This is a genomic window from Frankia sp. CeTa3Moorea (genome assembly GCF_978021225.1).
Window position 1 is genome coordinate 1 of record NZ_CDXDOR010000004.1, and the last position, 15,688, is coordinate 15,688.

General features: G+C 71.6%; 10 protein-coding genes. 8 read left to right on the forward strand and 2 right to left on the reverse strand.

Translation table 11 applies throughout. The features are described 5' to 3' along the window. Positions 1 to 266 precede the first annotated feature (266 nt). From wecB (AC08OV_RS01490) to AC08OV_RS01520, 7 genes are all read left to right on the forward strand, one after another. A complete protein-coding gene (gene wecB / locus AC08OV_RS01490; RefSeq protein WP_476616196.1) occupies positions 267 to 1,439 on the forward strand; it encodes a non-hydrolyzing UDP-N-acetylglucosamine 2-epimerase in 1,173 nt (390 codons plus the stop codon). A 21-nt stretch (positions 1,440 to 1,460) separates the two neighbouring features. Continuing rightward, positions 1,461 to 2,807 (forward strand): nucleotide sugar dehydrogenase, encoded by a 1,347-nt coding sequence (locus AC08OV_RS01495; protein WP_462202891.1) that lies wholly within the window; start codon positions 1,461 to 1,463, stop codon positions 2,805 to 2,807. Positions 2,808 to 3,014: 207 nt separating this feature from the next. After that, entirely contained in the window at positions 3,015 to 4,124 is a 1,110-nt protein-coding gene (locus AC08OV_RS01500) for a glycosyltransferase (RefSeq protein ID WP_476619161.1), read from the forward strand. Positions 4,125 to 4,187: 63 nt separating this feature from the next. Continuing rightward, a complete protein-coding gene (locus AC08OV_RS01505; RefSeq protein WP_476619162.1) occupies positions 4,188 to 5,468 on the forward strand; it encodes a glycosyltransferase in 1,281 nt (426 codons plus the stop codon). Between the two features lie 366 nt (positions 5,469 to 5,834). After that, entirely contained in the window at positions 5,835 to 8,618 is a 2,784-nt protein-coding gene (gene acnA, locus AC08OV_RS01510) for an aconitate hydratase AcnA (protein ID WP_476612886.1), read from the forward strand. 212 nt (positions 8,619 to 8,830) lie between these two features. Further along, complete coding sequence (wecB, locus tag AC08OV_RS01515) at positions 8,831 to 10,204, forward strand: non-hydrolyzing UDP-N-acetylglucosamine 2-epimerase (RefSeq protein ID WP_476612885.1); 1,374 nt, start codon at positions 8,831 to 8,833, stop codon at positions 10,202 to 10,204. A gap of 126 nt (positions 10,205 to 10,330) precedes the next feature. Next, positions 10,331 to 10,747 carry a hypothetical protein gene (locus AC08OV_RS01520; protein WP_462186970.1) on the forward strand — a complete coding sequence of 139 codons (417 nt, stop codon included), beginning with the start codon at positions 10,331 to 10,333 and terminating at the stop codon, positions 10,745 to 10,747. A gap of 87 nt (positions 10,748 to 10,834) precedes the next feature. Here AC08OV_RS01520 and AC08OV_RS01525 read toward each other — a convergent pair whose 3' ends face one another. Then, positions 10,835 to 11,602, reverse strand: coding sequence for a hypothetical protein (locus AC08OV_RS01525; protein WP_476612884.1), 768 nt, complete (start codon positions 11,600 to 11,602; stop codon positions 10,835 to 10,837). A 357-nt stretch (positions 11,603 to 11,959) separates the two neighbouring features. On the opposite strand from AC08OV_RS01525, the gene AC08OV_RS01530 reads away from it, so the two are divergent. Next, a complete protein-coding gene (locus AC08OV_RS01530; protein WP_476619163.1) occupies positions 11,960 to 14,785 on the forward strand; it encodes a helix-turn-helix transcriptional regulator in 2,826 nt (941 codons plus the stop codon). 39 nt (positions 14,786 to 14,824) lie between these two features. On the opposite strand, the gene AC08OV_RS01535 is transcribed toward AC08OV_RS01530, so the two are convergent. Further along, positions 14,825 to 15,631 (reverse strand): inositol monophosphatase family protein, encoded by an 807-nt coding sequence (locus AC08OV_RS01535; protein ID WP_462186965.1) that lies wholly within the window; start codon positions 15,629 to 15,631, stop codon positions 14,825 to 14,827. Positions 15,632 to 15,688 lie beyond the last annotated feature (57 nt).

Sequence of the window (15,688 nt, forward strand, 5' to 3'; positions counted from 1 at the left end):
GCCGACGTCGCCGCCGAGACGGAACCGGCCGCGCGCGACGGGCTCGCGGCCCCCACCGGGCGGGCGGGAGCGGCCCGTCCCGCCGGGCCTACCGTCGTCGACCAGCCGCGCGGCGGATCGGATCGTTCCGGGGCCCGCTCGTGACCGGCGTATCGGCGGGTGGTGAGTCCGTCGCCGGTGTACCGGTGGATGGCCCGCCCTCGCCGCGGGCCCCGCTCGCGGCCACGCGCCGCCGGTCCGGACCGGTCCCGACGCTCGCCGAGCCCGTGCTCGTGCCGAGGCCGCACGCGGTGGTCGTGGCCGGGGCGCGACCGAACTTCATCAAGATCAAGCCGATTCTGGACGCCCTCGACGCGGAGGGTTTCCGGACCACGCTCGTGCACACCGGTCAGCACTATGACGAGGCGATGAGCGAGGTGTTCTTCGCCGATCTCGGGCTGCGTCCCCCTGACCATCACCTCGCGGCGGGATCGGGCTCCCACGCCGTGCAGACGGCCGCGGTCATGACGTCGTTCGAGCCGTTGCTCGACCGGCTCGTCCCGGAGATCGTCGTCGTGGTCGGCGATGTCAACTCAACTCTGGCCTGTGCGCTCGTCGCGGCGAAGGCGGGCGTGCCCGTCGCCCATGTGGAGGCGGGACTGCGCAGCGGTGACCGGTCCATGCCCGAGGAGATCAACCGCATTGTCACCGACCATGTGTGCGACCAGCTGTTCGCGACCTCACCGGACGCGGTGGAGCATCTGTACCGGGAGGGCCTGCCCCCCCGGGCGGTCCATCTCGTCGGCAACGTCATGGTGGACACCCTCCTGGCGTGCCGGGATGAGGCGCTGGGCCGGCCGACGCTGACCGAGCTCGGCCTGCACCCGGGCGGGTACGGCCTGGTGACCATGCACCGGCCCGCCAACGTCGACGATCCGGACGTGCTCGCCGGGCTGCTCGGGGCGCTCGGGGAGATCGCGGTGCGGTGCCCGCTGGTCTTCCCGGCGCATCCCCGTACGGCGGCGCGGCTGGCCGGGATGCTCCCCCCGGGGGTTCGGCTACTCGGGCCCGTGGGATATCTCGACTCCCTGGCGTTGCAGGCCGGGGCGCGTCTCGTGCTCACCGATTCCGGCGGCGTGCAGGAGGAGTCCACCGTGCTGGGAATACCGTGCCTGACGCTCCGCGACTCGACGGAACGTCCATTGACTGTTACCGAGGGTACCAACCGGGTGGTGGGTCGGGACCGGCGGGTGGTGGTCACGGCCGCGTTCGACACCCTGGAGCGGCCGCCTGCGCCCCGGCGTCCGGCCCTGTGGGACGGCCACGCCGCCCGCCGCATCGCGCGAATTCTGGCCCGGGTGGTCGCACCCCCGCCGGAACCGGGCCGTCCGGGCGCACCGGATCCGGAGATCCGTCCGCCGGCTCGGGACACAGTGAGCCACCTACCTCTCTCTATGTAAACAATCTGACACACTATGTGTATGACTTCGAAGAAACTGGTGGTCGTCGGGCAGGGATACGTCGGTCTCCCGCTCGCGATGCGGGCGGTCGATGTGGGTTGGCGGGTCGTCGGGGTGGACGTGGACGCGAGCCGTGTCGCCCAGCTGGCCGCCGCGCGGTCCTACGTCGAGGACATCCCCGATAGGCAGCTCGCGGCGGCGTTGGAGTCGGGCCGGTACGAGCCGACGTCGGACTACGCCCGCGCCGCGGGGTTCGACGTCGCGGTGGTCACCGTCCCCACCCCGTTGCGGGAGGGGGCTCCCGACCTGTCCTACATCGTGGGCGCGGCGCACAGCCTCGCGCCGCTGGTCCGGCCGGGCGTGACCGTGATCCTGGAGTCGACGACCTATCCGGGGACGACCGAGGAGCTGTTCGCCCCGCTGCTCACCGAGGGTTCCGGTCTGCACCCCGGTATCGACTTCCATCTCGGCTACTCGCCGGAGCGGATCGATCCGGGTAACCGGGTGTGGAACCTGGTGAACACCCCCAAGGTCATCTCCGGGGTGCACGAGGACTCCCTGGCGGCCGTGAGCGCCTTCTACGACACCGTGGTCGAGCGGACGGTTCCGGTCGGCTCGACCCGGACCGCCGAACTCACCAAACTGCTGGAGAACACCTTCCGGCATGTCAACATCGCGCTGGTGAACGAACTGGCGATGTTCGCGCACGAACTCGGCGTCGACGTGTGGGAGGCGATCGACGCGGCGTCCACCAAGCCGTTCGGGTACCTGCGGTTCACTCCCGGCCCGGGGGTCGGCGGCCACTGCCTGCCCATCGACCCGTCGTACCTGTCCTGGCGGGTGCGCCGCAGCCTCGGCCGCAGCTTCCGATTCGTCGAGCTCGCCAACGACATCAACGACCACATGCCCGACCACGTGGTGCGGCGGGTCACCGAGATGCTCAACGCCCGGCGACGGTCGGTCGCGGGCAGCCGCATCCTGCTGCTGGGACTTGCCTACAAGAAGAACACCGGGGATGCGCGCGAGTCGCCCGCGACGCGGGTCGCCACCCTGCTCGCTGACCTCGGTGCCCACGTGCGGGCGGCGGACCCGCACGTCGACGCGGCCCGGCTGCCGCCCCGGGTGACCCTGGTAGAGGTGGGTGCGGGGGAGCTCGCGACCGCGGATCTGGTGGTGCTCCTGGTCGACCACGACGCCTTCGACCGTGACCAGGTAGCGCGGCACGCCCGTGCGGTCCTCGACACCCGGCACTGGCTGCCCACGCACGACCGGGGCCGCCGGCCGGTGGCAGCCGGCGGGGGACACCCGGTGATACCGGCGCAGGTTGCGCGGCACGACGAGCTCGCGTTCGCCGTGGAACCCCTGTGACGCCCTCCCCACCCTCTGACGCCCTCGCACCCTCGCGGCGTCCCACATCTTCCCGTATCTTTATGTAGTTGAATGATAACTGAAAATTATCGTCATCGAGAGGGTGCGGGCGGAGGGGCGGATGCCATGCGGGTCGTCGCCACCGACGCGTGGTTCCATCACCGGCCAAGCGGGCGCAGGCGCCGGGGCCCGATAACGGTGCTGAAGGTGCTGAACCGGACGGAGCGCTCCGGCATCCAGCTGGGGGCCGTGAACCTGCTCCGCCGCCTCGACCAGGACGAGTTCCGGCTGTTGTTCGCGGTGACGTCCGGCGCGGCAGGGGCGTTCGACGGTGAGATCCGGGCGTCCGGCGGCGAGGTGTACCACTGCCGGGCCGACTGGCGCTTTCCATGGTCCTTTCTGGGGCTGTTGCGCCAGGTACGCCCGGACGTGGTGCAGGCGGAGGTGGTGCAGGCGGACGTGACGATCCTCTCCGGGGTGGTCCTCGCGCTGGCCCGGCTCGGGGGGGTTCGGCGCCGCGTCGCCTACCTCGCCGATGCCCCGGACCGGCACGGCGACAGCCTGGGCGGCCGGGTGCGGCGGATCGGCGGCCGGTTGCTGCTCGACCGGTTCGCCACCCATCTGGTCGCAGTGAGCGAGGCGGTGATGCGGGGTCTGTGGCGGGAGAACTGGCGGCTCGACCCTCGTTGCCGCGTTATTTACCACGGCGTCGAGCTGGAACCGGTCGGCGTCGCCATCGCGGCCCGCCGCCGCGCGGAGGAACTCGCCGAGGACGATCAGGAGCTTGTCACCGTCGTCCACGTCGCCTGCCCGGATTCGGCGAAGAACCGGGACCGGGCCGTGGAGATCCTCGCGGCGCTGCGGGGGCGATCCGTGAACGCCCGGCTCCTCTTCGTGGGTCGTCAGGATGCCGCCGAGACGGCCCGGCTGGTCGCGCTGGCGTCCCGGTGCGGCGTCGCTGACCACGTCGAGTTCACCGGCGAGGTGCTCGAGATCCCGCGCCTGCTGGTCGCGGCCTCGCTGCTGCTGGTCACCTCCCGTCACGAGGGCCTGCCCGGCATCGTGCTCGAGGCCTGTGCGGTCGGGACGCCCGTGCTCGCCGCGGACCTGCCCGGGGTCGACGAGATCGCCCGGCTGCTCCCCGGCGTGACGATCCTGCCGCTGCGCATCTCCGACGCGGTCTGGGCCGGCACCGCCGAGATGCTCACCGCCGTTCCCCCGACCATTGATCAGCGCCGGGAGGCGATGCGTCTGCTGCGCCGGTCCCCGTTCACGATGGAGCACTGGCAACGCGACATCGCGGCGGTGTGGTCGTAGTCGGCGTCCCCGCCCGCCCGGGTACCGCCACCGCCCGGCCACGACCAGAGAGGACCGCCCACGATGAAGATCGTCACCTTGCTCGAGGCGGGGGACGGCCCGCGGTGGCCCGTTGCGCACGCCGTCGCCGAACAGGAGAGTGGGGACCACGTCATCGTTCTGATGCCCCCGCCCGACCACATCGACAGTCCGCTGGCCCGGGAGTTGACCGCGGGCGGCGTGGAGGTCGTCGCGAGCCCCGTGCCGCGCCGGGGAGCGACGATCCGCCGTCAGGCCGGCGGGATTCTCCGGCTGCGGGCGGAGCTGGCCGCGCTCGGGGCGGACGTCGTCCACTACCACCACTACGCCTCGGCGGTGGCCGCCCGCCTCGCCACCGTGGGCACCACGATCACCCGCGTGTACATGGTCGCGAACCCTCTGCACCTGGACCACCCGCTGATCCGGCCGGTCGAGCGGGTGCTCTGCCGGCTCGATCACCTGCTGATCGCGCCGACCTCCGACGTCCGGCGCCGCTACGCCGCGCTCGGCCAGCCGGTGCGCCGCCTGCGCACCGTGTCCTACGGCGTGGATCTGGACCGGTTCACGCCGGCAGACGACCGGGAGCGCCGGGCGGCCCGGACGGATCTCGGTCTGCCCGAGGACGGGTTCGTGGCGGTGCAGGTGGCGCGCTTCCACCCGCCCGGTCGTCTTGTCCATCCGGGCCGGGGGGTGGCGGGCCACGAGGTACTGCTGGCGGCCTGGTCGCGGTTCGTCGAGCTGGGCGGCCGTGGCACCCTGATCCTCGTCCACGGGGCTCCCGAGGACGGGGCTCCCGAGGACGGAGAGGATGTCGCCGGCCGGCGGAACGAGGCCGCGGCCCGTTACCGCGAGCGGGTCCGGGCCTGGGCCGGGGCGCTTCCCGGCGCGGCGGCGGTGCGCTGGGTGCACGGTGTCCGCGACGTGCGGCCGTACTACGCCGCCGCCGATGTGAACGTGGTGCCCTCCCGGGTGGAGGACTACGGTGCCGTCGGGGTGGCGTCGGCCTGCGGGGTACCGACCGTGGCGACGCGGGTCGGGGCGATCAGCGAGCTGGTGGACGACGAGACCGGCTGGCTGGTGGCACCCGGCGACGCGGTGGCGGTGGCGGAGTGTCTCACCGACGCCGCGGCCGGCCGGCGGGCACCCGCCGCGCGCGACCGCGGCTTCGCCGCGCGGGCACGGGCCGAGAAGCTGCTGGATCGCCGGTCGTTGAGCCAGGACGTCGTCGCTGCCCTGCACGAGGCCGTGCGCGGCGCGCGGTCGTGGCACGCGTGCTCCGGCCCGGGCCGGAGTGTGCCGGGATGCACCCGGGTACCGGAAGAATGAGTTCACCCGCAGGTGGGGTGATTGTCGCCGAACATTCCGCCGTTGTGGGCAGGGGCTGCCGGTAGCCTCCGATGCTGTTAGCAGTGTTAAATAATTGCCGGAGTCGGGTGTGACGACCTTGTTCGGGAGGCCCCGGCGGTTCCCGCCGACCCGGAGGGTCGGCGGGGTCACAGCGCCGCGGGCGCGGTGCGAGACGCGCCGGAATGCCAGGATGGGACGGAGCTGGCCGAGGCAGGCAGGCGCCGGATGCGTGCCCACCCGGGACCGTGGGTCCGGCGTCACCACGGTGCGGCCAGCCGGGCGGGGCCATGGGAGCGAGCCCCGCCGCTCGCGGGTGGCGGGCGGTGGGCGACGAGAAGGAGAACGATGGACACCTTCGGCAGTACCGGATCGCTCGTGGTGGGTGATCGCACCTACACGATCAGGCGGCTGGACGCGGTGCCCGGGGCCGATCGACTCCCCTACAGCCTCAAGGTGCTGTTGGAGAACCTTCTGCGTACCGAGGACGGCGCGAACATCACCGCGGACCACGTCCGGGCGCTGGCGAACTGGGATCCCTCGGCCGCCCCCAGCCAGGAGATCCAGTTCACGCCCGCCCGCGTCATCATGCAGGACTTCACCGGCGTACCGTGCGTGGTGGACCTTGCCGCCATGCGGGAGGCGATGGCCGCCCTCGGCGGCGACCCGTCGAAGATCAATCCGCTGGCCCCCGCCGAGCTCGTGATCGACCACTCGATCATCGCTGACCACTTCGGTCGGCCGGACGCGTTCGAGCTCAACGCGGCGCTGGAGTTCGGCCGCAACCGGGAGCGTTACCAGTTCCTGCGCTGGGGTCAGGAGGCGTTCGACAACTTCACCGTCGTCCCGCCGAACACCGGCATCGTGCACCAGGTCAACCTGGAGCACCTCGCCCGGGTCGTCTTCACGAAGCAGACGGCCGACGGGACGCTGGCCTACCCCGACACCCTCGTCGGCACGGACAGCCACACCACGATGATCAACGGTCTCGGTGTGCTCGGCTGGGGCGTCGGCGGCATCGAGGCCGAGGCCGCCATGCTCGGCCAGCCGGTGAGCATGCTCATCCCCACTGTGGTGGGCTTCAAGCTGACCGGCGAGCTGCCGACGGGCACCACCGCGACCGACATGGTGCTCGTCATCACCGAGATGCTGCGTCGGCACGGCGTCGTCGGCCGGTTCGTCGAGTTCTACGGCGACGGCGTGACGAACGTCCCGCTGGCGAACCGGGCGACCATCGGCAACATGAGCCCCGAGTACGGCTCCACCTGCGCGATCTTCCCGATCGACGCGGAGACGCTGAACTACCTCAGGCTCACCGGCCGTCGCGCGGAGCTGGTGGCGTTGGTCGAGGCGTACGCCAAGGAGCAGGGCCTCTGGCACGACCCGAGCCGCGAGGCTGCTTACACGACCACCCTCGAGCTGGACCTGTCCACCGTCGAGCCGTCGCTTGCCGGGCCCAAGCGCCCGCAGGACCGGGTGCCGCTGGCGAGCGCGAAGCAGGCCTTCCGGGCGGCGTTGGTCGACTACGCCCAGCCCCTGGTGCTCACGAACGGTGGCGCGGACGAGGCGGATGCCGAGTCCTTCCCGGCCTCCGACTCGGCGGCGGCATTCGCCGACAAGCCCTCCGACGCCCCGATCTCGGTGAACGCCGTGGCCGGGGACGTCGCCGCCCGCTCGTCCAACCCGACGGCGGTCACCCTCGCCGACGGCACGAGCGTCGAGATCGACCACGGCGCCGTCGCCGTCGCGGCCATCACCTCCTGCACCAACACGTCCAACCCGCAGGTCATGGTCGGCGCGGCCCTGCTGGCCCGCAACGCCGTCGAGAAGGGGCTCACCCGCAAGCCGTGGGTGAAGACCACCCTCGCGCCGGGCTCGAAGGTGGTCATGGACTACTACGAGCGGGCGGGGCTCGTGCCCTACCTGGACAAGGTCGGCTTCAACCTGGTCGGGTTCGGCTGCACCACCTGCATCGGTAACTCCGGGCCGCTGCCGGAGGAGATCAGTGCCGCGGTGAACGACGCAGACCTGGCGGTGGTCAGCGTGCTGTCGGGTAACCGCAACTTCGAGGGCCGGATCAACCCCGACATCAAGATGAACTACCTGGCGTCCCCACCGCTGGTGGTCGCCTACGCGCTGGCCGGCACGATGGACATCAACCTCGACACCGACCCGCTGGGCACCGGCACCGGCGGGGAGCCCGTCTACCTGCGTGACATCTGGCCGAGCGAGGCCGAGGTCGCCGCGGTCGTCGGCGACGCCATCCAGTCCGAGATGTACGAGTCCGACTACGCCGACCTGTCCGGTGACGAGCGCTGGCGCTCGCTGCCGGTCGGTGATGGGGGGGAGGCGTCGCGGACGTTCGCCTGGGCGCCCGACTCCACCTACGTCCGGCACCCTCCGTACTTCGAGGGGATGGCGGCGAAGCCGGAGGCCCGGACCGACATCATCGACGCCCGGGTGCTGGCGGTGCTCGGCGACTCGGTCACCACCGACCACATCTCCCCGGCTGGCTCGATCAAGAAGGACTCGCCTGCCGGCCGCTACCTTACCGAGCACGGGGTCGCGCCCGCCGACTTCAACTCCTACGGGTCGCGGCGCGGCAACCACGAGGTGATGATCCGCGGCACGTTCGCCAACATCCGGTTGCGCAACCGGCTGGCGCCGGGCACCGAGGGCGGGGTCACCCGGCACCTGCCCGACGGTGAGCAGTTGGCCATCTACGACGCCGCGCAGAAATACGCCGCCGAGGGTGTGCCGCTGGTGATCCTGGCCGGTAAGGAGTACGGCTCGGGATCCTCCCGGGACTGGGCGGCGAAGGGCACCTCGCTGCTCGGCGTGCGGGCGGTCATTGCCGAGTCCTACGAGCGCATCCACCGGTCGAACCTGATCGGCATGGGCGTGCTGCCGCTGCAGTTCCCCGTCGGCGAGTCGGTGGAGTCGCTCGGCCTGACCGGGGAGGAGACGTTCACCATCACGGGCCTCGCCGAGGTGGGCGAGAGGACCCCGTCCCTCACGGTACGTGCCGGCGACAAGACCTTCGAGGCGGTCGTGCGGATCGACACCCCCGGCGAGGCGGAGTACTACCGCCACGGCGGGATCCTGCTGTACGTCCTGCGCTCGCTGCTGTAGCCCACGGCCGATGATCCGGGACCGGCGGGTTCGCTCCCGCCGGCCCCGCCCGCCGGCCCGCATGTCGCCTGCCGCGCCTCGTGCGCTCCTCCCTTGCCCTGGTCGGCGTGCTGGGTAATTTACGTACTACCGAGAGTGATAAGCTTGCTGGGTGAACACGGACGGCCGTGCCGTCCGATCGTCACCATCCGTTGCGGTAGGGGGAAGTCCGAATGCCGCGTGGCACCCCGGAACAGAGTGGGCCCTCGGTACCGACGGTTCCGTCGGGAATCCCCGGTGAGCGGGTCACCCCGATCGTCCCCCAGCCCAGCGGGCCCCGGCCACGCCGCCCCCAGCCGGCCGTGGCCCGGCCGGGGCCGGCCGCGGACGACGCCGCCGGACCGCGCGGGCGGCGCCTGCGGGTCATGGTCATCGTCGGCACCCGGCCGGAGGTGATCAAGCTTAGCCGGGTGATCGCCGCCCTCGACCAGGCGGTCGACCTGTGTCTGGTCCATTCGGGCCAGAACTACGACCACGAACTGAGCGGAATCTTCTTCGAGGAGCTCGGCATCCGCCGACCGGACCACATGTTGGAGGCCGCCGGAGCCACGCCCGCGGAGACGATCAGCAGGATCATCGCCCGGGTGGACCCGGTGCTCGCCGCCGAGGAGCCTGACGCCGTGCTGCTCTACGGCGACACGAACACCTGCCTCGCCGCGATCCCGGCGAAGCGCCGACGCATCGGGGTGTTCCATCTCGAGGCCGGGAACCGCAGCTTCGACCAGCGGGTTCCCGAGGAGATCAACCGTAGGGTCGTCGATCACCTCAGCGACGTGCATCTCGCCCTGACTGAACATGCCCGCCGTCACCTGCTCGCCGAGGGACTGCCCGCGCAGCGGGTCTTCGTCGTCGGATCGCCGGTGAAGGAGGTGCTCACCCACTACGCGCCGCTCATCGACACCTCGTCGGTGCTCGCCACCCTCGGGGTGCAGGCTGGCCGGTACCTGCTCGTCAGCGCCCATCGGGAGGAGAACGTCGACCGCCCCGAGATGTTGTCGGCGCTGCTGGACACCCTCAACCGGCTGGTGGCCCGCTACCGGCTGCCGATGATCGTTTCGACCCACCCGCGGACCCGCGAGCGGCTCTCGGCGCTGCGCCGCTCCGGACACTTCCCGCTCATCGACGAGCGGGTGCGCTTCTGCCGGCCGTTCGGATTCTGTGACTACCTCGCCCTGCAGCGGTCCGCGCTGTGCGTGCTGTCCGACAGCGCCACGCTCACCGAGGAGGCGTCCCTCGTCGGCTTCCCTGCGGTGCTGATCCGGGAGGCCCACGAGCGCCCGGAGGGCATGGACCGCGGCGTGGGCGTCTCCAGCGTGCTGCGCCCCGACCGGATCCTTGACGCGGTCGAGCTCGTCGTCCGGGAGGCGGAGAGCGACCGCCGCCCCCGGGTCGTCGCCGACTACGACGTCGACGACGTCTCCCGCCGGGTGCTGCACATCATCGTCAGCTACGTCGATCACATCCGCCGGACGGTCTGGTACGGCGACCCCGGCCCGTCCGCCGGGCCGAGTCCGGCCGCTCCCGCCACCACCGCCGAGAGCCACTGAACCCTCCCCGTCCCGGGCACGGTAGTCAGCTTTTTTAGGGATCTCCCTGACGCGCGCCCCCGTTCCCGTTTCCCAGACTGAAAAGCGACACGCCGTCAGCGGTATCAGTTGGGGAGGAACACCGTCATGCCCGGACAGTGGGACGCCACCGTCAAGTCGGTCTACGCCGTCGACAGTGGTACCAACAACACCATTGATGTCATCGCGGATGACAAGGCCTTCGATGTCATCGCCGACGTCGAGATCGGGGAGAGCCTGATTGACTTCGGTGGCGCCGAATACACGCTCAGTGTTTCTGTTCGCAACCTGAGCCGGTTCGTCGTCGTGGCCACCGGAAACGTGATCGGCAAGATTCCGGTCAAGCCGGGGGACCCGAGGAAGGCCTTCAACAAGCCGTTGACGGTGCCAATCTCCGCACCCTGGTTCGCGAATGCTGCGGAGGATGGGGACGCCCTCGACGTCATCGCCGCACTCAAGGTGGCGTCGGGACGGTTCGTCAACACCACGGTCGCGATCAGCCCCTCGTTCATCGTCTCACCCTGATCGGGTCCGGCTCCTCACGAGGACATCGGATCCGATTGTTTGACGGTGGCCCCGGCGGAGGATCTCCGCCGGGGCCACCTCGCGCTATCAGGGTCTTGCGGTCAGCAGGGCCAGGGCGCACCGGGTCTTCGTCTCCTCGTCCTCCTCGATGTCGAGCCCGAGGCGGCGCAGGGCGGCCTCGAAGGCGATCTGGGCGATCTGGGCACCATCCGGCTCAACCCGGATGGACAATTCCAGCAGATCGAGCCCGCGGTCGCCGGGACCGGGGGCGAGCCGCCATCTCTCGGCCGCCACGGGAAAACCCGCCACCGGGATCGGAACCGGGGTGTTCCAGCGGACACCGTCGAGTGGGCCCAGTACGGACAGGCTGTCCAGGTCGATGGGGCGGTCCGCGTACTCGCGAAGGAACCGGCGCTGGCGGGGTGAGAACAGTTTCCGCGGCGACGTCGCGCCGACGAGGACGTCGGTCACCCGGCGTGCTTCCGGGTGTGCGGTCAGCGAGGCCGCGGGAACCCTGCGTTCCCCCGTCCAGTCCGCCTCCATCCGGAACACCGCGACGCGGTCGGGGCGCAGGCCGAGCCATTCCGGACTGAGCCGGGATCGCCCGGCCGGCCGGAGCCTGACCGTCGTATCACCGTGTCCGGCACCGTACTGCCGCAGCCGCAGGATGATTCCCTCGTCGAGCAGCGCTATTCCGCCGCGTTCCGCCGTTCCAGCCGGGTCCGCGCAGAAGTAGACCCGACGGCCGATGCCCAGCTCGGCGGTGAGCGCCAGAGCGTCACGCGCGGCGGATATCCACGGCCCGGTGAGGTTCACCTTGATCTGAACGCAGTCCAGGCGACGACGGGGACGCATCTCAGCTTCCGTGGGAATTACCGGGAGTGAGTAGAAGTCCGGTCATATACGGGCAACACCGGGATCATTTCTCTGCGTGGGTAACCGGACGTGACGGCCGGATCGTCAATGGCACTGGGTCGGGCACCGGACACCCCTCCGTACGGCTTCTCCCGGTTCTCCCAGGTCAACACACCGAGGGCCGAACCGCGTCCGGGAATCCCCGGCGGTTCCGGACATCGTCGTTCACTTCTGTGCTTAAAGTCCCTTTGCCGACCGTTCTGGTCGCGGAAGGATGATGTTGGTGGACAACGGCGTCACGGGGGAAGGACGGTTGTCGTGAAAGGGGCAAAGGCCACCATCGATGACTCTACCGGTATGCATCCGCTGGTAGGCCGGGAAAAGGAGTGTCGTCTCCTCGACGGCCTGCTCGCGGCCGTGGCGCAGCGCGGATCTGCCCTCGTTCTGCGGGGTGAACCCGGGGTGGGGAAGACCGCGTTGTTGCGGTATGCCGCCCGGATGGCCAGCACCCGGGCGGCCACCGCCCGGGTGCTCCAGCTTCGCGGGGTCGAGTCGGAGAGCACGCTGCCTTTCGCCGCGCTGGCGGACCTGGTGCTGCCGCTGCGGGAACATCTACCGGATCTCCCTGACGCGCAGCGGGTGGCGCTGCGGGTATGCCTGGCGCTCGCGGAGGGGGTGTCAACGAGCCCGTACGCCGCGTGCGCGGGAACCCTGAACGTCTTGGCCGCGGCCGGGGACAGGCATCCGCTCGTGGTGCTCGTCGACGATCTGCAATGGGTGGACCCGCCGTCGCAGCAGGCGCTGCTGTTCGTCGCGCGCCGGCTGGCGGTGGAACGGGTGGCGATGGTGATGACGGTCCGCTCGGATACCGCCGACCTGTGCGAGCGGTCCGGCCTGCCCTGTATGGAGGTCGCCGGGCTGTCCACCGAGGCGTGCGGCGAGCTGATCCGCGAGCACGGTTATCGGATGGCCCCGCACGTGCTGGGCGACCTGGTCCGGCGGATCGCCGGCAACCCATCGGCGCTGCTGGAGACGGCGGCCTCGCTGGGGGAGGCCCAGCTGCTTGGGCAGGAACCGCTCGGTGAGCTGCCGCCGCCGGGACGTCAGTTGGAGCGTGCCTGGTCCGACCGGCTGGACGGGCTGCCCGAACGCACCAGGCAGGCGTTGGTCGTGCTCGCCGCCAGCCGCACGACGTCGGTGGGAGCCCTGGCCCGTGCCGTGACCGCAGCCGCTCTCACCCTGGCCGATCTGGACGCCGCCCACGACGCGGGTCTGGTCAGGGTCGCCGCCGCGGACGGCGGCGTCGGCGGCGGTGATGGCGTCGATGCCACGCTGGAGTTCGCCCATCCGATGCTGGGGCCCTTCGTGCTGCGCCACGCCGCACTGTCGGCGCGCATGCGCGCCTACCAGGCACTCGCCGAGGTCTCCCATGGTGATGCGCGGGTGTGGTACTTGGCCGCCGCGGCTGGCGGTCCGGACGACGGGGTGGCCGACGCGCTTGCCGAGGTCGCCGTCCGGACACGCCGACGCGGGGGATACGGCGCGTCGGCACGGGCGTGGCACCGCTCCGCCGCACTGACCTCCGAGCGGGCCACCCGGGTCGACCGCGTCCTGCGTGCTGCCGCCGACGCGCATCTCGGCGGCCTGTCCCAGGATGCGGCAGCCTGGGCCGACGAGGCGGCGCGGCTGGCCCGCGGGCCGCTCGTGCGAGCCGACGTCGAGCTGGTCCGCGGCCGGGTGCTCACCTGGTCCGGTCATCCGACCCGGGCGTACGACCAGCTCGTCCAGGCGGCCGAGGCGGTCATGGACACCGATGCCGGACGGGCGGGCGCGCTGCTCGCCGAAGCCGTCCTGCCGGCTCTGATGGACGGCAGGGTGACGGTGGCCCTGAACACCGCCCAGCGCGGGCAGGCACTGACGCCGCGCCATCCGGCCCGCGCCCTGCCCCTGTCGATCCACCATGGCCGCGCTCTCGCCCTCACCGGGATGACCGGCGAGGCGGCCGCCTGCCTGGACGCCGTGTCCGGAGAGATCATCGCCGCGGACGACGTGGAGGACCAGCAGGCGCTGACTCTGACCGGCCAGACCCGCCTCGACGTCGAGGCGGACGGTGAGGCCGCCCGACTGCTCACCGCCGTGGTCAATGCGGCCCGCCGCGCCGGAGCCCCCGCGATGCTGCCTTACGCCCTCGCGGTGCGCTGTGAACTGGAGGGCTGGCGGGGCCTGTGGGCGGCCGGTTACGCGGATGGGGTGGACGCGCTGCGCTGGGCCGAGGAGCTCGGGCAGGTAGGCGCGATCGGCCTCAGTCTTATCGTGCTCGCCCGGATCGACGCCGCCCGCGGCGACCGTGCCCTGAGCGAGCAGCGGATCAGCCGCCTGCGGCGTGAGATCGGGCCGTACGGCATCGGCAGCCTGGACCTGCACGCGGCCGGCGTCCTCGGGCTCGCCGCGCTCGGTCACGGCGAGTACGACGTCGCCGTCATCACACTGCGAGAGGCCTGGTCGCGGGCCCGAGCCATGGGGCTGGCCAATCCCAACGCGATGCCGCTGGTCGGCGATCTCGCCGAGGCGCACATCCGGTCCGGTGACCACGACGGTGCCGCGGAGGTCGTGGATTGGCTCGCCGAACGTGCCGAGACGACTGGACTCGCGTGGCCCGCGGCGGTCGCCGCCCGCTGCCGCGGCCTGATGGCCGACGGCCTGGCGGCGGCCGAGACCGCCTTCGCGCAGGCCGAAGCCGCTCACCGGCGCCGGCGGATGCCGTTTGAGCACGCTCGGACCCGGTTGTGCCGGGGCGAGGTCGTGCGTCGTTTCCGCCAGCCGGCCGCCGCCCGGGTGCCCCTGCGCGAGGCGTACGCGACCTTCGAGATGCTGGGAGCGAAACCGTGGGCCCGCCGAGCCGCCGCCGAACTCACGGCCACCGGCGACCGGAGTGTCCTCAACGACCGCCCGACGGAGCACCCGACAAGGCTGGAGCGGCTCACCCCCGCCGAGCTCCAGGTGGCCCGCGCCATCTGCGAGGGGATGAACAACGCCGAGGCCGCGGCCGCCCTGTTCGTGTCCCGCAAGACGGTCGAGACCCATCTCACCCGGGTCTACCGCAAGCTCGGGATCCGCTCTCGCGGCGGTCTCAGCCGGGCGCTCGTCGCAGCCGGAGTCGACGACGTCGTGCCCTGGCCGTGAGTGGCGGGCCGGTGGTGAGCGGCGGGCCGGTCGGGGACCTCAGTCTCGGTCGGCGGGGGGATCCTCGGCGAGCAGGGCGGTCAGCGCCGGGAACAGGGCCGGCGGGGCGGCGACGGTGAGATCTTCGCCCGCCGGGCGGCCGTGCAGCCCACCGACCCGCAGCCCGGCCTCCACCGCCACGAGGCCGCCGGCGGCCTGGTCCCAGGGCTTCAGCCCGCGCTCGTAGTAGGCGTCGACGAGGCCGCCGGCCGCCGCGCACAGGTCCAGCGATGCCGCACCCATCCGACGGATGTCGCGCACCCGGGGCACCACCCGGCTGGCGACAGCGGCCTGCGCGGCCCGGCGGGACGCCGTGTAGCCGAAACCCGTTGCGACGAGGGCGCCGGCCAGCGTCGTCACCGCCGACCCGGTCAGCGGTTCCCCGTCCCGGTAGGATCCGCCGCCGCGCGTGGCGGTGTAGGTCACGCCCAACGCCGGGGCATGCACAACTCCGGTGACGACCTCCCCGCCGACCTCGGCGGCGATCGAGACCGCCCAGTTGGGCAGCCGGTAGAGGAAGTTCACCGTACCGTCGAGCGGGTCGACGACCCAGCGCACCCCGGTCGTGCCGGCGGAGTCCGAACCCTCCTCGCCGAGCAGTCCGTCGCCGGGGCGCAGTTCGGCGAGCCGTCGGGCGACGAGCGCCTCGGAGGCGCGGTCGAGGGCGGTCACGACGTCGGTGGGAGACGACTTCGTCGTCTCCGCGGCCACGGTGCCCTCCCGGCCCCGCGCGAGCAGGTCACCCGCCTCACGGGCGATCGTCAGCGCAATGGCGAGCAGTTCGTCCGGGTCTGGCAGGTCGCTCATCGTCCGGCGCTCCAGGGATCGGCACGGGAGTGGGGATCGGCACGGGAGTACGGTCCG